The sequence below is a fragment of the Pseudactinotalea terrae genome (assembly GCF_009733845.1).
In the GTDB taxonomy this organism is placed as follows: Bacteria; Actinomycetota; Actinomycetes; order Actinomycetales; family Beutenbergiaceae; genus Pseudactinotalea; species Pseudactinotalea terrae.
On the sequence record NZ_WNXZ01000001.1, the window covers coordinates 631,099 to 651,100 of the forward strand.

Annotated in this window: 18 protein-coding genes; 14 read left to right on the forward strand and 4 right to left on the reverse strand. The window is 70.9% G+C overall.

The features are described 5' to 3' along the window. Positions 1-630, forward strand: a complete 630-nt coding sequence (locus GPA03_RS02860) for a molybdopterin-dependent oxidoreductase (RefSeq protein WP_241681056.1) — start codon at positions 1-3, stop codon at positions 628-630. On the opposite strand, the gene pknB is transcribed toward GPA03_RS02860, so the two are convergent. Together pknB and GPA03_RS02870 are read right to left on the reverse strand one after the other, a co-directional pair. Further along, entirely contained in the window at positions 608-2,545 is a 1,938-nt protein-coding gene (gene pknB / locus GPA03_RS02865; RefSeq protein WP_156250474.1) for a Stk1 family PASTA domain-containing Ser/Thr kinase, read from the reverse strand. The two genes, GPA03_RS02860 and pknB, sit on opposite strands and share 23 nt — an antisense overlap. 38 nt (positions 2,546-2,583) lie before the next feature. Beyond that, the gene (locus GPA03_RS02870) at positions 2,584-4,011 is read right to left on the reverse strand and encodes a LysM peptidoglycan-binding domain-containing protein (RefSeq protein WP_162458237.1); all 1,428 of its coding nucleotides are present in this window, start codon (positions 4,009-4,011) and stop codon (positions 2,584-2,586) included. A gap of 140 nt (positions 4,012-4,151) precedes the next feature. Between GPA03_RS02870 and GPA03_RS02875 the strand changes: the two genes are divergently transcribed. After that, the gene (locus GPA03_RS02875) at positions 4,152-4,541 is read left to right on the forward strand and encodes an Rv2175c family DNA-binding protein (RefSeq protein WP_156250475.1); all 390 of its coding nucleotides are present in this window, start codon (positions 4,152-4,154) and stop codon (positions 4,539-4,541) included. A gap of 10 nt (positions 4,542-4,551) precedes the next feature. On the opposite strand, the gene GPA03_RS02880 is transcribed toward GPA03_RS02875, so the two are convergent. Continuing rightward, positions 4,552-5,634 carry a polyprenyl synthetase family protein gene (locus tag GPA03_RS02880; protein ID WP_156250476.1) on the reverse strand — a complete coding sequence of 361 codons (1,083 nt, stop codon included), beginning with the start codon at positions 5,632-5,634 and terminating at the stop codon, positions 4,552-4,554. A gap of 144 nt (positions 5,635-5,778) precedes the next feature. On the opposite strand from GPA03_RS02880, the gene GPA03_RS02885 reads away from it, so the two are divergent. From GPA03_RS02885 to GPA03_RS02925, 9 genes are all read left to right on the forward strand, one after another. Then, on the forward strand, positions 5,779-6,912 hold the full coding sequence (locus tag GPA03_RS02885) for a DUF4192 domain-containing protein (RefSeq protein ID WP_156250477.1): 1,134 nt from the start codon (positions 5,779-5,781) through the stop codon (positions 6,910-6,912). A gap of 47 nt (positions 6,913-6,959) precedes the next feature. Next, complete coding sequence (locus GPA03_RS02890) at positions 6,960-7,349, forward strand: universal stress protein (RefSeq protein ID WP_170296869.1); 390 nt, start codon at positions 6,960-6,962, stop codon at positions 7,347-7,349. Further along, on the forward strand, positions 7,346-8,440 hold the full coding sequence (gene gcvT / locus GPA03_RS02895) for a glycine cleavage system aminomethyltransferase GcvT (protein WP_156250479.1): 1,095 nt from the start codon (positions 7,346-7,348) through the stop codon (positions 8,438-8,440). Before GPA03_RS02890 ends, gcvT begins: the two co-directional genes overlap by 4 nt. Positions 8,441-8,478: 38 nt before the next feature. Further along, entirely contained in the window at positions 8,479-8,853 is a 375-nt protein-coding gene (gene gcvH, locus GPA03_RS02900; RefSeq protein ID WP_156250480.1) for a glycine cleavage system protein GcvH, read from the forward strand. 3 nt (positions 8,854-8,856) lie between these two features. Then, positions 8,857-11,694: an aminomethyl-transferring glycine dehydrogenase gene (gcvP, locus tag GPA03_RS02905; RefSeq protein ID WP_156250481.1), complete on the forward strand. Its 2,838-nt coding sequence runs from the start codon at positions 8,857-8,859 to the stop codon at positions 11,692-11,694. Between the two features lie 163 nt (positions 11,695-11,857). Continuing rightward, positions 11,858-13,168 carry an RNA polymerase sigma factor gene (locus tag GPA03_RS02910; protein WP_241681057.1) on the forward strand — a complete coding sequence of 437 codons (1,311 nt, stop codon included), beginning with the start codon at positions 11,858-11,860 and terminating at the stop codon, positions 13,166-13,168. 109 nt (positions 13,169-13,277) lie between these two features. Then, positions 13,278-13,427, forward strand: a complete 150-nt coding sequence (locus tag GPA03_RS02915; RefSeq protein WP_156250482.1) for a hypothetical protein — start codon at positions 13,278-13,280, stop codon at positions 13,425-13,427. Further along, the gene (locus GPA03_RS02920; RefSeq protein WP_156250483.1) at positions 13,424-13,579 is read left to right on the forward strand and encodes a hypothetical protein; all 156 of its coding nucleotides are present in this window, start codon (positions 13,424-13,426) and stop codon (positions 13,577-13,579) included. The genes GPA03_RS02915 and GPA03_RS02920 overlap by 4 nt, the downstream gene beginning before the upstream one ends. Continuing rightward, entirely contained in the window at positions 13,576-14,169 is a 594-nt protein-coding gene (locus GPA03_RS02925; RefSeq protein WP_156250484.1) for an AAA family ATPase, read from the forward strand. The genes GPA03_RS02920 and GPA03_RS02925 overlap by 4 nt, the downstream gene beginning before the upstream one ends. Positions 14,170-14,316: 147 nt before the next feature. Here the strand turns inward: GPA03_RS02925 and GPA03_RS02930 are convergent, their stop codons facing one another. Further along, a complete protein-coding gene (locus tag GPA03_RS02930; RefSeq protein WP_156250485.1) occupies positions 14,317-14,538 on the reverse strand; it encodes a DUF7455 domain-containing protein in 222 nt (73 codons plus the stop codon). Positions 14,539-14,744: 206 nt separating this feature from the next. Between GPA03_RS02930 and GPA03_RS02935 the strand changes: the two genes are divergently transcribed. The 3 genes from GPA03_RS02935 (at position 14,745) to GPA03_RS02945 (ending at position 19,995) form a co-directional block, all read left to right on the forward strand. After that, a complete protein-coding gene (locus GPA03_RS02935; protein ID WP_156250486.1) occupies positions 14,745-16,889 on the forward strand; it encodes a DNA gyrase/topoisomerase IV subunit B in 2,145 nt (714 codons plus the stop codon). A gap of 109 nt (positions 16,890-16,998) precedes the next feature. Further along, positions 16,999-18,033 carry a GNAT family N-acetyltransferase gene (locus GPA03_RS02940; protein ID WP_156250487.1) on the forward strand — a complete coding sequence of 345 codons (1,035 nt, stop codon included), beginning with the start codon at positions 16,999-17,001 and terminating at the stop codon, positions 18,031-18,033. Between the two features lie 69 nt (positions 18,034-18,102). Continuing rightward, positions 18,103-19,995, forward strand: coding sequence for an ABC transporter ATP-binding protein (locus GPA03_RS02945; protein WP_156250488.1), 1,893 nt, complete (start codon positions 18,103-18,105; stop codon positions 19,993-19,995). Positions 19,996-20,002 lie beyond the last annotated feature (7 nt).

A 20,002-nucleotide genomic window follows, 5' to 3' on the forward strand; every position in this document is an offset into this window, starting at 1 on the left:
GTGACTCCCGAGCCGCCCACCTCGCCCGCTGACTCGCACGGGCAGGAACTGCCCCCGGGGCAGCATCGGGTGGCGCAGCCGCCGGTGATGCACTACGGCCGCATCCCCCAGCGGGAGCCGTCGAGCTGGACCGTGACGGTCGGTGGCGCCACCGCGACGGGCGACGAGCACGTGTTCGGCCTCGATCAGGTGACGGCGCTGCCGCCCGTGCAACAGGTCGCCGACATGCACTGCGCCACCCGCTGGAGCGCCCTGGGGGTGTCCTGGGGCGGGGTCCGTGCGCGAGACCTCGTCGAGCTGGCGCCGCCCGCCGAGGACGTCACCGATGCCCTGGTGTTCGCGGAGTTCGGCTACGCCGCGAACGTGCCGCTGGCGGACCTGCTCTCGAGCAACGCGCTGCTGGTCACGCACCTCGGCGGGGAACCGCTCACGCCCGAGCGCGGAGCGCCGCTGCGGCTGGTGATCCCGCACCTGTACACGTGGAAGGGCCCGAAGTGGCTGCGCGGGTGGAACTACCTGCTGCCTGAGAACCCCGACCGGGGCTTCTGGGAGGACCGTGGTTACCACGCGCGTGGCGACGCGTGGCGCGAGGAACGGTTCGCGAAGGCTAGACCACCGTCAGAACGATGACCGTTCCGCGTGGCTGCCAAGAGCCGGCCTCGACCGACTGGCTGCGCACGGTGCCGAAGTAGCCGCCGAGGATGTTGTCGCGGTCGACGTCGAAGCCCAGCCCGGTCAGGGTCGCCTCGGCGTCCTCGTACTGCTGGCCGACGACGTTCGGCACCTCGAACAGCTCCGGCCCCTTCGAGGTGACCAGGGTGACGAGATCGCCCCGCAGTGCGTCACCGACGACGTCCTGGCTGACGATGTGACCCTCGGGGATCGTGTCGGAGAACACCTCGTCGTCGAACTGCGGCTCCGCACCGGCGTCGAGAAGCTGTTGCTCGGCCTCGTCTGCCGGTAGCTCGACGACGTCCGGAACCGTGATCGGCTCGCGGCCCTGGGACACCTGGAGGGTGACGGCGGCGCCGTGGTTCACGACGCTGCCGACCGCTGGCTCGGTCCCGACCGCTGTCCCTTCGGGGACCTCCTGGTGCCACACCCGCTCGACATCGATCGTGCCATCGAGCCCGGCGTCCTCCAGCGTCTGCTGCGCCTCCGCCTCGGCCTGGCCTGCGACCTCCGGGATCGTCACCCGCAGCACGCCCTGGGAGACCACCAGCTCCACCGAGCCGCCCTTCTCCACCCGGTCGCCGGGGGAGGGGTCGCTGCTGATGACATGCCCGAGCGGGACGGTGTCGGAGTAGGCCGCCGAGGTCGAGGGGTCCAAGCCGGCGTCCTCGAGCGTGGTCAGCGCGGTCGCCTCGGCGCGACCGACGACGTCCGGCATCGTCGTGTAGGCCCCCGGCCCGATCGTGAGATACCACCAGACGCCGGCGCCGGCGGTGGCGAGCACGAACAGCATGATGAGGACGACGGCGATGGCGCGGCGACGCCGGGTGCGCCTGCGCCGGTTGTCGGGCACCGGCGCGGTCTCGGTCTCGCGCACGGCGCCGATCGGCAGCACCACGGTGCCCCCGGGCGGCGTGGTGGGGACGGCGGCGGTGTGGCCCTCGCGCTCGACGTCGTCGGTCGCCTCGTGCGCGAGCTCGCTCACCTCGTCGGGCTCGATCGCCGCGCGCAGCGCGAGCACCTTGTCGTCGAACTGCGACCGCATCGTGCGCAGTGCTCTGAGCGCCGCGTCCGCCGACCGGGGCCGGTGGTCGGGATCGTGCGCGGTGAGCGAGGCGACGTACTCGTCGACCTCGAACGGGAGCCAGGCGACCTCGTCGGAGGGCGGAGGCACGACCTCGTGGACGTGCTTGTACGCGATCTGGATCGGCGTCTCGCCCTCGAACGGCTGGTGGCCGGTCAACATCTCGTAGAGCATGACGCCCGCTGCGTAGACGTCGGCGCGGGCATCAGCGGCTCCCGACGTGACGATCTCGGGGGACAGGTAGGCGACCGTGCCCAGCAGGGCGCCGGTCGAGGACATGGTCGCCTCGGTGACGGCACGCGCGAGACCGAAGTCGGCGACCTTGACCTTGCCCTCGCGGGAGATCAGCACGTTCTCGGGCTTGACGTCGCGGTGCACGAGCCCGGCACGGTGCGCGGCCGCCAGCGCGTCGAGGACCGCCTCCATGATGTCGAGGGACTCGCCCAGCGACAGCGCGCCGCGGGAGCCGAGTCGCCGGCGCAGCGTCACGCCGTCGACGTACTCCATGGTCAGGTACGAGGTCTCGCCCTCGGTGCCCTGGTCGTACACGCCGACGACGCCGGGGTGCGAGAGCCGGGCCGCGGCCCTGGCCTCGCGCCGGAATCGGGCGACGACGTCGCTGCCGTCCGCCAGGTGCGGATGCATCATCTTGAGGGCGACCTTGCGGTCCAGGCGCCGGTCCTGGGCGAGGTACACCGTGGCCATCCCGCCGCGTGCGATGCGAGAGATGACCTCGTATCGGCCGTCGACGATCGTGCCAAGCACGGGATCGGTCACGGTGGCGGCCACGATCGCAGTGTATGAGCGCCCGCCCGCACAACCTCGGTTCAGGCGTAGCGTGTCATGAGCGTCTGCACATTGGCGACATAGCGCCGGGTGTCGGAGAACATGCCGTTGCGGCTGACCGAACCCATGCCCTGGTAGTAGCTGGCGATGGCCGTGGGCAGGTCGGGGGCGTTGCCCACGAGCCAGCGCAGGATCGCCACCCCCGCCACGGCGTTGTCGTGCGGGTCGAGCAGGTCGAGATCACGGCCCACCAGGTCGGAGGCCCACTCTCCCGACGTGGGTATCACCTGCATGGCGCCGATCGCGTTGGCGGGGGAGACGGCGGTCTGGTCGAAGCCGGACTCCTGCTGCGCGACGGCCAGCGCCAGGGCTGGGTCGACACCCATCTGCTGAGCGGTGATGCGGATGATGTCCTGCATCTCCTGCTTGCTGGGCGCTCCGGCGTCCAGGAGCTCCTGCTTGTTCTGGTTCGCAGCCGCGACGGTCTCATCGGGGTAGGTGTAGTGCAGGAACGTGCTCGGGACGAGCTGGCCCTGGATCCTCAGCACCTGACCGGGGTAGATGACGCTGGAGCTGAGGTCGTTCAGGGTCGTGATCGCGCGGACCGTGGTGTCGTGCTTCGCGGCGATCCCCGAGAGCGTGTCGCCGGAGGCCACCGTGTACGACGTCGCCGCGCTCGTGCTGGTCGAGGTGGCCGGCGGCGTGGCCGCGGTGCTGGTCGTGGTGGCTGCGCCCGGGATGGTGAGCACCTGCCCGATCCGGATCAACGCGCGCGCGTTGAGATCGTTCGCGGCGATGATCGCGCCGACCGTGGTGCCGAAGCGAGCGGCGATCGCTGACACGGTGTCCGCTGAGCGGACCGTGTACGTGGACCCCGTGGCCGGTGCCGCGGCGCTGGAGGTGCTCGAGGTCGTCGAGGTGCTCGCGCTGGTGCCCGTGACGGTCAGCTTCTGCCCCGGGTGGATCAGCGAGGAGCTGAGGGAGTTCAGCGACATCAGCTGGGACACGGTGGTGTCGTGCGCGGCCGCGATGCCCGAGAGCGTGTCACCGGAGGCGACCGCGTACGTCGAGGTGCCGGGCGTGCTCGAGGTGCTCGCCGGGGTGGCGGAGCCCGAGGACGTGGCGGTGCTCGAGGAGCTCGCGGCGGTCGGGATCGTCAGCACCTGCCCCACGTAGATCATCGCGCGGGCGTTGAGGTCGTTGGCCTGCACGATCGCGGTGATCGTCGTGCCGTACCGCGCAGCGATCGCCGAGACGGTCTCACCGAGGCGCACGGTGTGCGTGCGCTCGGCGCTGGACGGCAGCATCGGCACCGGGCGGGTGTGCGCCCCCGGGCGCTGCGACGGCTCGGTGGGGCTGTCGGCTGCGGCTGGTGAGACGACGCCGACGAGGCCGGCTGCGGTCACGGCGCCGATGGCGGACAGACCTGTGGCGACCTGGACGGGTGTACGGGTGCGGCGGATGGCCATGCTGAGCTCCCCGGCTCGGCTGGTGCGTGACACCAGTGTCGTATGGGGCAAGTGAGACTGTTGTGCAACAAGTGACAGTAACAGAACGCTCGCACGGGCATGCCGGCCGGCGGCGGCGCGAAGGCTCTACGCTCGTCCGTATGAGTGAAGCGGTGGCGGGGAGCGGCGAGCCGGAAGGCCTCGAGAAGATCGAGTGGTCGAGCATTCCCGAGGTGGCGGCAGCCCTCGGCGTCCGTGACCGCGACGTGCGGGGCATGATCTCCGACCGGTCCGTGGTCGCTGTGCGGCGCGGTGGCCGCGCCCCGGTGATCCCGAGCGCCTTCGTGATCGATGATCCCGACGGCGGGCGGATGATCATCGCCGGGCTGCGCGGCAGCGTGATCCAGCTCGCGGACGCCGGCTACGCGGACGACGAGATCGTTGCCTGGTTGTTCCGGCACAACGACGAGCTCGGCACGACGCCCGTGCAGGCGCTGATCGACCTGCGGACGCACGCGGTGCGCCGGGCGGCGCAGTCGCTCGCGTTCTGACCGCTGGCGGTCAGGAGGTCCGCTCGATCGCGGCGCTGGCGAGCGCCGCGATGTGGGCCTGCGGGTCCGGGGCGAGCCCGCTCTCGGCGAGGGCGACCAGTCCCGCCTGGTATCGCTCGGCGATCAGCTCCTCGACGGCGCCCAGCGCCCCGGAGGAGGTGAGGATCGCCCGGAGCCGGTCGATGTCGTCGGGGCCGAGGTCGGGGTTGCCGACGGCGCCCCGCAGGGTGAGTCGGTCGGTCTCGTTCGCGAGGGTCATGGCGAGCGTGACCAGCACCGTGCGCTTGCCCTCGCGCAGGTCGTCACCCGCGGGCTTGCCGGTCGTGTCGGGGTCGCCGAAGACGCCCAGCACGTCGTCACGAAGCTGGAAGGCCTCACCGATGGGCAGGCCGACGGCGCGCAGACGAGAGAGCGTCGCGTCGTCCGCTCCAGCCATCGCGGCCCCGATCGCCAGCGGGTGCTCGACGCTGTAGCGCGCGGACTTGGCGCGGATCACCCGGCGTGCGCGGTCGACGTCGATGGCGGGGTTGTCGGCCCAGGGAGCGGACTGTGCGTAGATGTCCAGGAACTGCCCGACGGTGACCTCCGACATCATCTCCTCGATGAGCCGGCGACCGCGTGCGCCGGCGGTGGTGCCGACCAGGCCGAGCGCGTCGTCGAGCACCGTCTGGGACGCCACGAGGAGCAGGTCGCCCAGCAGCACGGCGCCGGCCTCACCGAAGCGAGTGGCGCCACCGACGAGACCGACCTCGTCGTGGTGCGCGGCGAGCTGGCGGTGCGCCGAGGGCCGGCCGCGGCGCGTGAGGGAGCCGTCCATGAGGTCGTCGTGCACGAGGGCGGCGACCTGGAACAGCTCGAGCCCGCTGCCCAGGCGAACCTCGGCGGCTGCGAGCGGCTCACCGCCCACGGCGCGCCAGCCGGCCGATGCGAACGCGGCGCGCAGCCGCTTGCCGTGCGCGAGAAGGTCGGCACCGACGTCGAAGAGGGCGGCCACCTCGGGGCCGACCGAGGCGAACGAACCCGCCAGCCGACGCCATGACCCCAGGACCTCGGCGGTGACCGCCGGACGAAGCGGGGCGGTCGAATCCTGCACATCGTCACAGTACCGGTGAACGCGCGGGCCGGTCGCCGTCACGCGGGAGAGGCGCCGTCCACAGGTGCAGCCTGATGCCTCGCTGTCCACAGCACCCCCGCCCCACCCCTGCGGGCGACCCAGGGAGCACGCTGGTATCTGGTGATGGACATCGAACCCACCACCGTCAGCCTCGACCGCCCCGAGGAGCTCCTCGCCTATCTTCCGTACCGTTTCGGGTACGTCCCCACCGAGTCGCTCGCCATGGTCACGGTGCTCGAGGCTCCGGACGGGATCGAGCTCGGCCTCGCTGCGCGTCTCGACCTCGACGACCTCGCGGTCCCGGGGGTGCTCGCGACCGCTGCCGCCGGCATCCGCGCCCAGATGCTGTGCGACCCCACGATCTCGGCCTTCGTCGTGGTCTATACCGACAGCCCGTTCGCGGATGTGCGAGCGGGGCGCGGCTCCGCCGGGCGTGCCCTCGCGGAATGGCTGGAGGTGATGCCGCTCACGCATCCGAGCGAGGCGTTCGTGGTCTCGTCCACGAGCTTCATGTGCGTGGAGTGCCGGCGCCCGGCGTGCTGCCCGACGGAGGGCCAGTCGCTCGAGAGGCTGAGCGAGACCGCGATCGCCGCGCGGATGGTGCTGGCGGGGGAGAACCTCGCGCCGAGCCGTGAGGCACTCGGCTGCCCCCGCCTGATCGACGCTGAGCGCCTTGCTGCCGCGACCCGCGCGGGCGACAAGGAGCGACAGGCGATGCGCAAGCGTGCTGCCGCTGCCCTGCCCCGCTGGCGGCGGCGGATGCTGGACACCTTCGGTATCGCCCTCGCCGAGGCGGCCTCGCGATCCCGGTCCAGGGGACCGTGGTCGCCGGAGCCCGCGGTGGCGGGGCGGCTGGGCGTGGCCATGGCCGATCCGCTGCTGCGCGACGCGATCGTCACGTGGACGGTCAGCGGCGAGCGCGGCGACCCCGGCGCCGAGGAGGTCCTCACGGGTTTCGCCGGCATGGTCACCGGCGAGCTGGAGGTCCCGGACCCGTCCCACCTGGAGTCAGCGAGGGTCGTGCTGACCGAGATCGTCAGGCATGCGGCACCTGGCCGCGCCGGGTATGCGCTGGCCATGCTCGGCTGGCTGGCGTGGTGGTCCGGGGAAGGAGCACGGGCCGACGTGCTGATGCGGCAGTGCCTCGAGGAGGACCCCGGCTGCTCCCTGGGCCAGCTGCTCAACGACGTGCTCGCGGGCGGCGTGCGGCCAGGGTGGGCGCTGCCGCAACCATGGGTGTCCCCGGCCGCTCGCTGACGCGCTACCCTCGGCAGAACGCCACCGAGGATGGATGGAGGTGCGTGGTGCCGGTCGTCGCAGGCTTCGTCCCCACACCCGAGGGCAGAGCGGCCCTGGACTCGGCGATCGCCGAGGCCACCCGCCGAGGTCTCAAGCTCGTCGTGGTCGCCCACGAGCGGCGCGGCACCGAGTCCGCCACGCTCGCGGCCGCCGTCGCGGAAGCGGAGTCCACGCTGTCGCAGACGACTCTCGAGCACGAGGTACGACAGTCGGCCGGTTCCGACGTGGCCGAGGACCTCATGCAGGTGGCGGAACAGCTGGACGCCGAGCTGATCGTCATCGGGCTGCGTCGTCGTTCGCCCGTCGGCAAGCTGATCCTCGGCTCGAACGCCCAGCGTGTGCTTCTCGACGCCACGTGCCCGGTGCTTGCTGTGAAGCCCGCACGCACGGCATGAGCGAGGACCTGAGCACACCGCTGCACGGCGAGCACGTCGCGGCTGGAGCCACGCTCACGTCCTTCGCAGGCTGGCAGATGCCGCTCCGGTACGCGGGCGACCTCGCCGAGCACCACGCAGTCCGCACGGCCGCCGGCCTGTTCGACCTGTCGCACATGGCCCAGATCGAGGTCAACGGTCCCGAGGCGGGGGCCGCCCTCGACCGCTCGCTGGTCAGCATCCCGTCCCAGCTCGCCGACGGGCGCGCTCGGTACACGGTGATCGTCGCCGAGGACGGCGGGATCATCGATGACCTGATCGTCTACCGCTTCGCCGCCGACGAGTACCTGGTCATCGCCAACGCCGCCAACCGGCACACGGTGCTGGACGCGTTGACGTTCCGCAGCGGGGGGCTGCAGTGCTCGGTCGTCGACCGCACCCCGCATCGGGCGTTGATCGCCATCCAGGGCCCCCGGGCAGCCGAGATCCTGGCACCCCACCTCGATGTCGATCTCGATGCGCTGCGTTACTACGCCAGCGTCAACGGCACCGTCGACGGCGTGCCCACGCTGGTCGCGCGCACGGGCTACACAGGCGAGGACGGCTTCGAGCTCGCCGTCCCCGCGAACGGTGCTGTCGGTATCTGGCGGTTGCTGCTGGGCGCCGGCGAGAGCGCCGGGCTGGTGCCGGCCGGGCTCGCTGCCCGGGACACGCTCCGACTCGAGGCCGGCATGCCGCTGTACGGCAACGAGCTCACGCGGGACACCACACCCGACGAGGTGGGGCTCGGCCGCGTGGTCAAGCTCGACCACGAGTTCGTGGGCCGGGACGCGCTCGTCGCGCGGGCCCAGAGTCCCTCGAGCAGGCACCTGATCGGCCTGGTCGGGTCGGGTCGCCGTGCCGCTCGCGCAGGTTCGGCGGTCATCGACGGGGACGGCACCCAGATCGGTGCGATCACCTCGGGCGTGCTGTCGCCGACCCTCGGCCACCCGATCGCGATCGCCCTCGTCGGTGCGCCGGCCGAGGTGGGCGCGCGGCTCGAGGCCGATGTCCGGGGGACGCGCCAACCCATGACCGTGGTCGAACTACCCTTCTACCGACGCCCGGCCTGACAGCCTGGGCGACCCCACGACGGAAGACGCGATCTGAGATGAGCATCCCCACCGACCGCCAGTACACCGCCGAGCACGAGTGGGTCCAGCTCGACGCCGGCACCGCGACCGTGGGCGTGACCGCCTACGCGACCGACGCCCTGGGTGACGTGGTCTACCTCGACCTCCCCGCCGTCGGCAGCGAGGTGGTGGCCGGTCAGCCCTGCGGCGAGATCGAGTCCACGAAGTCCGTGAGCGAGCTCTACTCGCCGGTGACGGGCACGATCTCGAGGATCAACGACGCCGCTGTCGAGGCTCCCGAGGTGGTCAACGCCGACCCGTACGGCGAGGGATGGCTGTTCGCCGTCACCGTCGAGGCCGAGGGCCCGCTGCTGGACGCCGAGGCGTACACCGCACTGACCGACCAGGGCTGAGGCATGGCGGGGGAGTTCGTCCATCGTCACATCGGGATCGACGACGCCGCGCGGACGCGCATGCTCGAGCTGCTCGGGCATCGCGACGTCGAGGAGCTGATCAGCGCAGCGATTCCCGCCGGCATCATCACCGAGCAGGCGCACCTGCCGGCTGCCGAGACCGAGACCGAGGTGCTCGCTGAGCTGCGCGCGATCGCCGCCAAGAACACCGTGCGCACCTCGATGATCGGGCAGGGCTACTACGACACCGTGACGCCGTCGGTCATCCAGCGCAACGTGCTGGAGAACCCCGCCTGGTACACCGCGTACACCCCCTACCAGCCCGAGATCTCGCAGGGCCGCCTGGAGGCGCTGCTCAACTTCCAGACGATGGTCATCGACCTCACCGGTACCGCTGTGGCGGGTTCGTCGATGCTCGACGAGGCCACCGCGGTGGCCGAGGCGATGCTGCTGGCGCACCGCGTCAACAAGCGCGCCACCCGGTTCGTGGTCGACGCCGACACCCTCGCGGCCACCAAGGCGGTGCTCGAGACCCGCGCCGCGCCCGTCGGCATCGAGCTGGTCGAGGCGGACGTCGCCGCCGGCCCCGGCGACCTGGAGGGCGCTGCCGGGGTCCTGTTGTCCTACCCGGCAGCCAGCGGCGCGGTGCATGCGCGTGCGCACCTCGAGGCGTGGGTGGCGGCGGCTCACGAGGCCGGTGCGCTGGTGGTCGTGGCTGCCGATCTGCTCGCTCTCACGCTGATCGAGGCGCCGGGCGCATGGGGGGCGGACGTGGTGGCCGGGACCACCCAGCGCTTCGGTGTCCCGATGGGGTTCGGCGGCCCGCACGCCGGCTACCTGGCAGTCCGCGAGGGTCTGCAGCGGCAGCTGCCAGGGCGGCTCGTGGGCGTGTCCAAGGACGCCGACGGCGCCCAGGCGCTGCGGCTCGCGCTGCAGACCCGCGAGCAGCACATCCGCCGCGAGAAGGCGACCTCCAACATCTGCACGGCGCAGGTGCTGCTGGCCGTGATGGCCTCGATGTACGCGGTCTACCACGGCCCCGAGGGCCTGCGGGCCATCGCGGAGCGGGTGCACGGGCACGCCCGCTCGCTCGCCGCCGGGCTGCGGGCGCTGGGGTTGTCGCCCACCAGCGAGCACCACGTGGACACGGTCACCGTGCGGACCGAGATGGCCGAGGAGTTCGTCGCCGCTGCGCTCGCACGCAACATCACGCTGTGGCGCGCTGCGGAGGACCTCGTCAGCATCGCGTGCGACGAGCTCACCACCGCCGCGATCGTGCAGGACGTGCTCGACGCCGCCGCTGAGGCCGTGGGCGGTTCGAGCGTGCCGGCAGCGCCCAGCACGGAGCCGGCGATCCCCGCCGACCTTGTCCGCACCACCGAGTACCTGTCCCATCCCGTGTTCAGCGCGCACCGGTCCGAGACCCAGATGCTGCGGTACCTGCGCCGGCTGGCCGACTCCGACTACGCGCTCGACCGCGGCATGATCCCGCTCGGCTCGTGCACGATGAAGCTCAACGCGGCCACCGAGATGGCGGCGATCACCTGGCCCGAGCTGGCCAGGATCCACCCCTTCGCCCCTGCCGAGGACGTGGTCGGCTACCTCCAGCTGATCGAGCAGCTGCAGGACTGGCTCGCCGCGCTGACCGGCTATGCGGCCGTCAGCGTGCAGCCCAACGCCGGCTCGCAGGGCGAGCTCGCGGGTCTGCTCGCGATCCGGGGCTACCACCAGGCCCGCGGCGAGCACGAGCGTGACGTCTGCCTGGTACCGGCGTCGGCGCACGGCACCAACGCCGCGTCCGCGGTGCTGGCCGGTCTGCGCGTGGCCGTGGTTGCGACGGCGCCGACGGGGGACATCGACCTCGAGGACCTGCGGCGCGTGCTCGCCGAGCACGAGGGCAGGGTCGCCGGCATCATGGTCACCTATCCCTCGACGCACGGCGTCTACGAGCACGGCATCGGGGAGCTGTGCGACCTCGTGCACGCTGCCGGGGGGCAGGTCTACATCGACGGCGCGAACCTCAACGCGCTCGTGGGTGTCGCCGGGCCCGGTGCCTTCGGAGGCGACGTCTCGCACCTCAACCTGCACAAGACCTTCTGCATCCCGCACGGGGGCGGCGGGCCGGGGGTCGGGCCGGTGGCCGTGGCCGAGCACCTGGCGCCGTACCTGCCCGGGCACCCGCTCACCCCCGGCGGGGGGCGGGCGGAAGGCGCGGTCAGCGCCGCACCGTTCGGTTCGCCGTCGATCCTCCCGATCAGCTGGGCCTACATCCGCTTGATGGGCAGCGATGGCCTGCGGTCCGCGACCGCACACGCGGTGCTGTCCGCGAACTACGTGGCCGCACGGCTCGAGGACGCCTACCCGGTGCTGTACCGCGGTGAGGCCGGGCTCGTCGCCCACGAGTGCATCCTCGATCTGCGACCGCTGACGGCTGAGTCCGGGGTGACGGTCGAGGATGTCGCGAAGCGCCTGATCGACTACGGCTTCCACGCCCCGACGATGAGCTTCCCGGTGGCCGGCACGCTGATGGTGGAGCCCACCGAGTCGGAGGACATCGGCGAGATCGACAGGTTCGTCGATGCGATGCTCGCGATCCGGGAGGAGGCGCGAGCGGTGGCGGCGCAGGAGTGGCCACGCGACGACAACCCGCTCGTCAACGCACCGCACACCGCGGCGAGCCTGGTGAACCAGTGGGAGCACCCCTACTCACGTCAGCAGGCGGTCTACCCCCTCGCAGGCATGGAGATCGGCAAGTACTGGCCGCCGGTGAGGCGCATCGACGGGGCGTTCGGCGACCGTCATCTGGTGTGCTCCTGCCCGCCCGTGGAGTCGTATGCGTGAGGTGTGGAACAAAGCAGCACGATCCCCGCGTTTATAATGGTGACTGCCCGCGACCTAGCAGTCGCCAGCCCGCCGCCGATGTTTCAGTGCTTGCGTTTCCGGGGTACCTGTTCCGGAATCGAGATCGTCGTGCCCGCCGTGAAGAAGAGGGTTTCCCATCGCCATGCCTGACGACGCCAACGTCGTGACCGAGACTGCCACGAAGAAGACCACGCGGAGCCGCACCACGGGCACCGCCAAGCCCGCTGCCGCCAAGTCGGCTGCGCGCTCCACGACCAAGAAGACCACCGCCGCGACCAGCCCGGCGTCCACGACCGCGGCGAAGGCGCCGGCACGGTCGAAGGCGAGCACCGCCAAGACCAGCCGTGCGACGAAGGCCAAGGACGACGCCGAGGTGTCCGACGACGCCGAGACCGATGTCGTGGTCGAGACCGACGAGGAGTCGGCCGAGACCCCTGAGGTCGCCACCAAGGGCAAGGAGGGCGACGAGGAGTCGGCGGGATTCGTCTACTCCGACTCCGACGACGACGACGCCCCCGCGCAGCAGGTCGTCACCGCCGGCGCCACCGCTGACCCGGTCAAGGACTACCTCAAGCAGATCGGCAAGGTCGCGCTGCTGAACGCCGAGCAGGAGGTCGAGCTCGCGAAGCGCATCGAGGCCGGCCTGTTCGCCGAGGAGAAGCTGAACGACCCGGCCAACAAGTTCGAGGGCAAGGTTCGCCGTGAGATGGAGTGGATCGCCCAGGACGGGCGCCGCGCCAAGAACCACCTGCTCGAGGCCAACCTGCGCCTGGTCGTCTCGCTCGCCAAGCGGTACACCGGCCGCGGGATGCTGTTCCTGGACCTGATCCAGGAGGGCAACCTCGGTCTCATCCGCGCCGTTGAGAAGTTCGACTACACCAAGGGCTACAAGTTCTCCACGTACGCCACCTGGTGGATCCGGCAGGCGATCACGCGCGCGATGGCCGACCAGGCCCGCACCATCCGCATCCCGGTGCACATGGTCGAGGTCATCAACAAGCTCGCCCGCGTGCAGCGCCAGATGCTCCAGGACCTGGGCCGCGAGCCCACGCCGGAGGAGCTGGCGAAGGAGCTCGACATGACGCCCGAGAAGGTCGTCGAGGTCCAGAAGTACGGCCGTGAGCCGATCTCGCTCGCCACCCCGCTCGGCGAGGACGGTGACTCCGAGTTCGGTGACCTGATCGAGGACTCCGAGGCGATCGTGCCTGCCGATGCCGTGTCGTTCACGCTGCTCCAGGAGCAGCTGCACTCGGTCCTCGACACGCTCTCCGAGCGTGAGGCCGGCGTCGTGCAGATGCGGTTCGGCCTGACCGACGGTCAGCCGAAGACGCTCGACGAGATCGGCAAGGTCTACGGCGTCACGCGCGAGCGGATCCGCCAGATCGAGTCCAAGACGATGAGCAAGCTCCGCCACCCCAGCCGGTCGCAGGTCCTGCGCGACTACCTGGACTGACTCACAGCACGACGACGGCCCGGCACCTATGCGGTGTCGGGCCGTTTCGCTGTCGGGCCCACGCGCCATCGCTATCGTGTGGGACGAGGGCGAGCAGGGGGAGTGAGCGATGGCGGTCGAGGAGATCCTGATCCTCGTCATGGTGGCCGCGCTAGTCGTGGCCGGCTACTGGTTGATCCGACGGGCGGTGCGGCTCGGCACCCGTGACGCGCTACGCGACGCCCGACGTGACGGTGCAGGGGATGGGAGCAAGCCATGAGGTTGCAGGCGTGGCACCTGGTCCTGCTGATCTACCCGATTCTTGCCGCTCTGGCCGTCCTGGCTCTGTACTGGCTGATCAGGCTCGCGGTCAGGGCGGGCATCCGGGACGCCGATCGGCTGCGGGCCCGCGAGAGCACCGACGCGCAGTGATCGTCTGGATCAACGGAGCCTTCGGAGGCGGCAAGACCCACACGGCGTACGAGCTCGTGCGACGCACCGAGGACTCGGTTCTCGTCGATCCCGAGATCGCCGGCTTCGGGCTGCAGCGCACGCTTCCCCCGGGGCAACGCGTGGACTTCCAGGACATCGCGGCCTGGCGGTCCGGCGTCGTCGAGATCCTCGACCGGGTCGAGAGCGCAGGTCAGTGCGCCGCGACTGTCGTGCCGATGACGCTCGTCGAGCCCGCGTACCTCGAGGAGATCCACGGCGGTCTGGGCGCGCTGGGCCACGATGTCCGGCACATCGCGCTCGTCGCATCGCCCGAGACCCTGCGGCGGCGCTTGCGCGGCCGGCTCGAGGGGTTGCGCGGGCGTGAGAGCTGGGCGATGCGGCAGATCGACAGGTGCGTGCGGGCGCTGTCCGAGATGGATGCGCACCGTGTCGACAACGACCAGGCCGGGTTGGACGCCGTCGTCGAAGAGATCGCGGAGCACGTCGGCCTGCCCCTCACGAAGCCGCCGCTGCCCACCTGGCGCGCGCAAGCCCGCCGGCTGCGGGTCGCTGCTGCGGTTCTCCGCTGAGTCGACCGGGTCGGGTGGTTCGGGCAGCGCGCATGGAGGTGCGGCCTCCTCGCCCGCACAACAGCCGACGACCCGGCCCCCGTCGAAGGGGCCGGGTCGTCGTGTGCTGTGGTGCGCTGCTGTCGCGGCGGGCGCCTGGGCGCCGCCTCAGCGTGCTGCGGTCGTGGCTGCGTCGGCGTGGAGCCGCTCGGTCTCGTCGTGGATGTGCGAGGCCACGGTCTCGAGTGCCGAGCCGTGCTTACGGGCGTGGTGGGCGCAGAAGTTCAGCTCGCCTCCGGAGGCAAGCTCAACTCGCACGTACGCCTGCGCACCGCAGGCATCGCACCTGTCGTTGGCGGTCAGGGTCGGGGTCGCTTGTTCGGCGGTCATGGTGCTCACGTTGATATGTAACCACCGACCTCGGACGATCCATCCGTGCCACGCGCCGATTCCGCTGACCGCGTACAGGACCGATCTCTCGACCAGCTCGAGCTCCTGCTGGTGCGGGTGGGGCACACGGGGTCCGTGAGGCGCGATTCCGGTCTCGACGCGTGCCGCAACCAGGCGTTGTCGCCGCAGCGACCTACGATGCTGAGGTGTCAACGACCTCCGCTTCCAAGCAGCGCCCGGACAGCTACACCGCTCGCCACCTCTCGGTCCTCGAGGGGCTCGAGGCGGTACGCAAGCGGCCGGGCATGTACATCGGGTCGACCGACTCCCGCGGTCTCATGCACTGCCTCTGGGAGATCATCGACAACGCCGTGGACGAGGCGCTCGAGGGTCACGGCGACCGCATCGACGTGATCCTGCACCCCGATGGGTCCGTCGAGGTTCGTGACCAGGCTCGCGGCATCCCGGTCGACAACACCGCCGCCGGCCTGTCCGGTGTCGAGGTCGTGTTCACCAAGCTGCACGCCGGCGGCAAGTTCGGTGGCGGCTCGTACGCCGCGTCGGGCGGCCTGCACGGAGTCGGAGCCTCGGTCGTGAACGCGCTGTCGGCGCGTCTCGACGTCGAGGTCGACCGTGGCGGCAAGGTCCACGCGATGTCCTTCCACCGCGGCGAGCCGGGGGTCTTCGACGACAAGGCGGGCGTCTCGCCGGACTCGCCCTTCCAGCCGTTCACGGACCACTCGGAGCTGCGGGTGGTCGGCAAGGCCAAGCGGGGCACGAGCGGCACCCGGATCCGTTACTGGGCCGACCCGCAGATCTTCCCCGCCTCGTCGGCCTTCTCCTACGACGAGCTCGTGACGCGCGCGCGCCAGACCTCGTTCCTGGTCCCTGGACTCACGCTGGTGATCCGCGACGAGCGTGGGTTGCCCGGCACCCCCGGCGCTGAGGGTCCGGTCGAGGAGGTCTTCAGGCACGACGGCGGGATCGTCGACTTCGTGGACCACCTCGCCTCCGATCCTGCAGCCACCGACACGTGGATGCTGCGCGGCAGCGGCACGTTCACCGAGACCGTGCAGTCGCTCGACGACAACGGGCACCTGCGCCCCCAGGAGGTCGAGCGCACGTGCGCCGTCGAGGTCGCGGTGCGGTGGGGGACCGGCTATGACACCGAGGTGCGCAGCTTCGTCAACATCATCGCCACCCCCAAGGGTGGCACCCACCTCACGGGCTTCGAGCAGGCGCTGCTCAAGGTGATCCGCAAGCAGGTCGAGGAGAACGCCCGGCGGCTCAAGATCTCTGCCAAGGACGGCAAGGAGCGCATCGAGAAGGATGACGCGCTCGCCGGGCTCACCGCCGTCGTCACGGTCAGGGTTCCCGAGCCCCAGTTCGAGGGCCAGACCAAGGAGGTCCTCGGCACCGCTCCGGTGCGCCAGATCGTCAGCAAGGTGGTCGAGGGCGAGCTCACCAAGCTGCTCACCTCCTCGAGCCGCACCGTGAAGACGCAGGCGGCGTTGCTGCTGGAGAAGGTCGTCGGCGAGATGCGCGCACGCATCCAGGCCCGTACGCAGAAGGAGATCTCGCGTCGCAAGACCGCCCTGGAGAGCTCCACGCTGCCGGCCAAGCTGGCCGACTGCCGTACCGACGACGTCAGTCGCTCAGAGCTGTTCATCGTGGAGGGCGACTCGGCGCTCGGCACCGCCAAGCTGGCGCGGTCCAGCGAGTTCCAGGCGTTGCTGCCGATCCGGGGCAAGATCCTCAACGTCCAGAAGGCGTCCCTGGCCGACATGCTCAAGAACGCCGAGTGCGCCGCGATCATCCAGGTGATCGGCGCCGGCTCGGGCCGGACCTTCGATCTGGAGGCTGTGCGCTACGGCAAGATCGTGCTGATGACCGATGCGGATGTCGATGGCGCGCACATCCGTACGCTGCTGCTCACCTTGTTCTTCCGGTACATGCGCCCGCTCGTGGAGGCGGGTCGCGTGTTCGCGGCGGTGCCGCCGCTGCACCGTGTCGAGATCCCGGCGCACGGGCGCGCCAAGAGCGAGGTCCTCTACACCTACTCGGAGCCGGAGCTGGCGAAGATCCTCAGCAGGCTCGAACGGTCGAACCGGCGATACAAGGAGCCGATCCAGCGCTACAAGGGCCTGGGTGAGATGGACGCCCGTCAGCTCGCCGAGACGACCATGGACCCGGGTCGTCGCACGCTGCGCAAGATCACGATGGCCGACGAGTCCGCGCTGCAGCACGCCGAGACCGTCTTCGAGCTGCTCATGGGCAACGACGTGGCGCCGCGGAAGGACTTCATCGTCGCGGGGGCCGAACGTCTCGATCGCGACCGGATCGACGCCTGATTCCCGCCCGGGAGCGCAGCAGCAACCACCATGAGGCACACTGGAGGAGGACCGGCCACCGGTCCCGACCCGACGACCGTGCCCCGGTGACCTCCGACATCTGGACCTCATGACCAGCTCCCTGCCACCTCTGCGCGAGCGCGTGGACCCGCCTGCGCGGCTGGATCCACCGCCCGCCGAGCTGGGCTTGCACTGGCGTGGGCTCGAGCTGGCGGACATCCCGGCGCTGCACGTGCTGTTCCACCGGATCGAGGAGCACGACAGCACGCCCTACCGCACCGCGCTCGAGGAGACGCACGAGCGTTACGTCGCCGACTGGCACAGCGAGCCGACGAACGTCCTCGGCGGGTTCGACCCCGCCGGCTCACTCGTCGCGTTCGCTGCCGTCGCACTCTCACCGACGGACACGCACACGCTGCGGGTGCACATCGAGGGCGGCGTCGACCCCGCACACCGCCACCGCGGCATCGGGACCGCGATGCTGGACTGGGAGCTCGGCCGCGCCCGGCAGCTGCTCGCACGGTCCGACCGCTCGGTCCCGGCCCGACTGGTGGTGCACGTCGAGGAGGGCATGCCGGACTCGGTCCACATGCTCACGACCCGCGGGTTCCAGCCGCGCCGCTACTACACCGAGCTCCGCCGTGACCTGGCCTTGCCGCTCCCGCCGGTGGTCCTGAAGCGGCCGCTCGAGATCGTGCCGTGGTCCGCCGAGCTCGACGAACAGGTCAGGCTCGCGCACAACGTGGCCTTCGCCGAGCACTGGGTCTCCGAGCCCCAGACCGCTGAGAGCTGGGCGCAGGGACGCACCTACTTCGTGCCGGAGTGGAGCTTCATCGTGCTCGACCGCACGACGGACCGGGCGCAGGTCGTGGGCTACCTGCTGTCCAGCAAGTACGAGCAGGACTGGCCTTCGCTGGGGTGGAGCGAGGGCTATATCGACCTGCTGGGGGTGCGCCCGGACTGGCGCGGGCGCGGCATCGCGACCGCACTGGTGTCCCAAGCCCTCCACGCCTACGCCACCTCGGGCATGCAGTACGCCTCGCTCGGCGTCGACACCCAAGAGCCCGGCGAGGTGTTCGGGCTCTACAGCAAGCTCGAGTTCGAGCCCACCCGCGGCTCGACGATGTACACGATCGACCTCTAGGTCGTTCGCTCGGAGCGAACCCCGGCATCGGCTGGTACTGACGGCGCCCGCCTCGCTGTTGCCGAAGGCATGAGCATGGAGAGCGCAGCGTGGAGCGCGATGTGGCGCGCCCAGCACCGACCGATGGACGAGCGTCCCTTCAGCAAGGAGTCGCTGTCGCGGATCTGGCGTTTCGCCAAGCCGTACCGGTCTCGTATCGCGATCTTCGTGGCGCTGAGCGTCGTGGTCGCCGCGCTGGCGGTCGCCACGCCGCTGCTGGCCGGCGACGCGATCAACGCGATCACCGACAACGAGGCGGCCGCTGTGGTGGTGCGGCTGGCGCTGCTGATCGCCGCGATCGCCGTCGCCGAGGCGGCGCTCGGGCTCGTCTCACGGTGGTTCTCCGCCCGGCTCGGCGAGGACCTGATCGCCGATCTGCGTACCGCGGTCTTCGATCACGTCCAGAGCATGCCGATCGCGTTCTTCACCCGTACCCGCACCGGCGCGCTCGTGAGCCGGATCAACAACGACGTGATCTCTGCCCAGAGCGCGTTCTCCAGCACGCTGTCGGGCGTCGTCGGCAACATCGTCACGCTCATCCTCACCGGGGCCGCGATGCTGACCCTGTCGTGGGAGGTGACGGTCGCCGCGCTGGTGCTGCTGCCGATCTTCATGCTCCCGGCCCGTCGTGTGGGTCGGCGGCTCGCGGCGATGCGCCGCGAGGCCGCCGACCACAACGCCGCCATGAACGACCAGGCCACCGAGCGCTTCTCGGCACCGGGCGCCACCCTCGTCAAGCTCTACGGCCGACCCGAGGAGGAGTCCCGCGCGTTCGCCGACCGCGTTCGCCGCGTGCGCGACATCGGGGTGCGGAGCGCGATGCTGCAGACGGTCTTCGTCACGGCCCTGACGCTGGTCTCGGCGCTCGCCCTGGCCCTGGTGTACGGGCTGGGCGGCTCGCTGGCCGTCGCCGGCAGGCTTGACACCGGCGCGGTCGTCTCCCTCGCGCTGCTGATCACCCGCCTGTACGCGCCGCTGACAGCGTTGGCGAGCGCCCGCGTGGACATCATGAGCGCCGTCGTCGCCTTCGACAGGGTCTTCGAGATCCTCGGGCTCAAGCCGCTCGTGAGTGAGCCCGCCAAGCCGGTACCGACGCCGGAGGGTCCCGTCGCGATCGAGGTCGACGACGTCTCGTTCGCGTACCCCTCCGCGGACCAGGTCTCGCTCGCCTCTCTGGAGGACGTGGCCGTGCTCGACACCCGTGGCGGCGAACCGGTGATCGAGGGCGTCAGCTTCCGTGCCGAGCCTGGCGCGCTCGTCGCGCTCGTGGGTCCGAGCGGCGCCGGCAAGTCGACGCTCGCGCAGCTCCTGGTGCGACTGTACGACGTCGGGGAGGGCAGCATCCGGGTGGGCGGCGTGGACGTTCGCGACCTGGCCTTCCAGGACCTCCACACCGCCGTGGGTCTGGTCACCCAGGACGGTCATCTGTTCCACACGACGATCCGCGAGAACCTCGTGCTGGGCGCCCCCGACGCCACGGACGAGCAGGTCTGGGAAGCACTGGAGCGTGCCCGGCTCGCGGAGCTGGTCGCGACGCTGCCGGACGGGCTCGACACCGTGGTCGGCGAGCGCGGCTACCGGATGTCCGGGGGCGAGCGTCAGCGTCTCACGATCGCGCGGCTGCTGCTGCGGGCCCCGCGGGCCGTCATCCTCGACGAGGCGACGGCACACCTGGACTCCGCGAACGAGGCAGCCGTGACCGCCGCGCTGGCCGAGGCGCTGACCGAGCGCACGGCCATCGTGATCGCTCACCGGCTCTCGACCGTCCGCGCAGCCGATCTCATCCTCGTGCTCGAGGACGGTCGTGTCATCGAGCGCGGCCGCCACAGCGAGCTGCTCGCGCTGGGCGGCCGGTACGCCGAGCTGTACCGGACCCAGTTCGCCGACGAGCCGGCTGCGGACGCACCGGCCACGAGCTCCTAGCGGAGCC

What these genes read in the sequence shown, in the direction of transcription:
- GPA03_RS02870 (WP_162458237.1), bottom strand. Translation starts at nt 4,011, where the DNA reads ATGGCCATCCGCCGCACCCGTACACCCGTCCAGGTCGCCACAGGTCTG.
- GPA03_RS02875 (WP_156250475.1), top strand. Translation starts at nt 4,152, where the DNA reads ATGAGTGAAGCGGTGGCGGGGAGCGGCGAGCCGGAAGGCCTCGAGAAG.
- GPA03_RS02885 (WP_156250477.1), top strand. Translation starts at nt 5,779, where the DNA reads ATGGACATCGAACCCACCACCGTCAGCCTCGACCGCCCCGAGGAGCTC.
- gcvT (WP_156250479.1), top strand. Translation starts at nt 7,346, where the DNA reads ATGAGCGAGGACCTGAGCACACCGCTGCACGGCGAGCACGTCGCGGCT.
- gcvH (WP_156250480.1), top strand. Translation starts at nt 8,479, where the DNA reads ATGAGCATCCCCACCGACCGCCAGTACACCGCCGAGCACGAGTGGGTC.
- gcvP (WP_156250481.1), top strand. Translation starts at nt 8,857, where the DNA reads ATGGCGGGGGAGTTCGTCCATCGTCACATCGGGATCGACGACGCCGCG.
- GPA03_RS02910 (WP_241681057.1), top strand. Translation starts at nt 11,858, where the DNA reads ATGCCTGACGACGCCAACGTCGTGACCGAGACTGCCACGAAGAAGACC.
- GPA03_RS02915 (WP_156250482.1), top strand. Translation starts at nt 13,278, where the DNA reads ATGGCGGTCGAGGAGATCCTGATCCTCGTCATGGTGGCCGCGCTAGTC.
- GPA03_RS02920 (WP_156250483.1), top strand. Translation starts at nt 13,424, where the DNA reads ATGAGGTTGCAGGCGTGGCACCTGGTCCTGCTGATCTACCCGATTCTT.
- GPA03_RS02930 (WP_156250485.1), bottom strand. Translation starts at nt 14,538, where the DNA reads ATGACCGCCGAACAAGCGACCCCGACCCTGACCGCCAACGACAGGTGC.
- GPA03_RS02940 (WP_156250487.1), top strand. Translation starts at nt 16,999, where the DNA reads ATGACCAGCTCCCTGCCACCTCTGCGCGAGCGCGTGGACCCGCCTGCG.
- GPA03_RS02945 (WP_156250488.1), top strand. Translation starts at nt 18,103, where the DNA reads ATGAGCATGGAGAGCGCAGCGTGGAGCGCGATGTGGCGCGCCCAGCAC.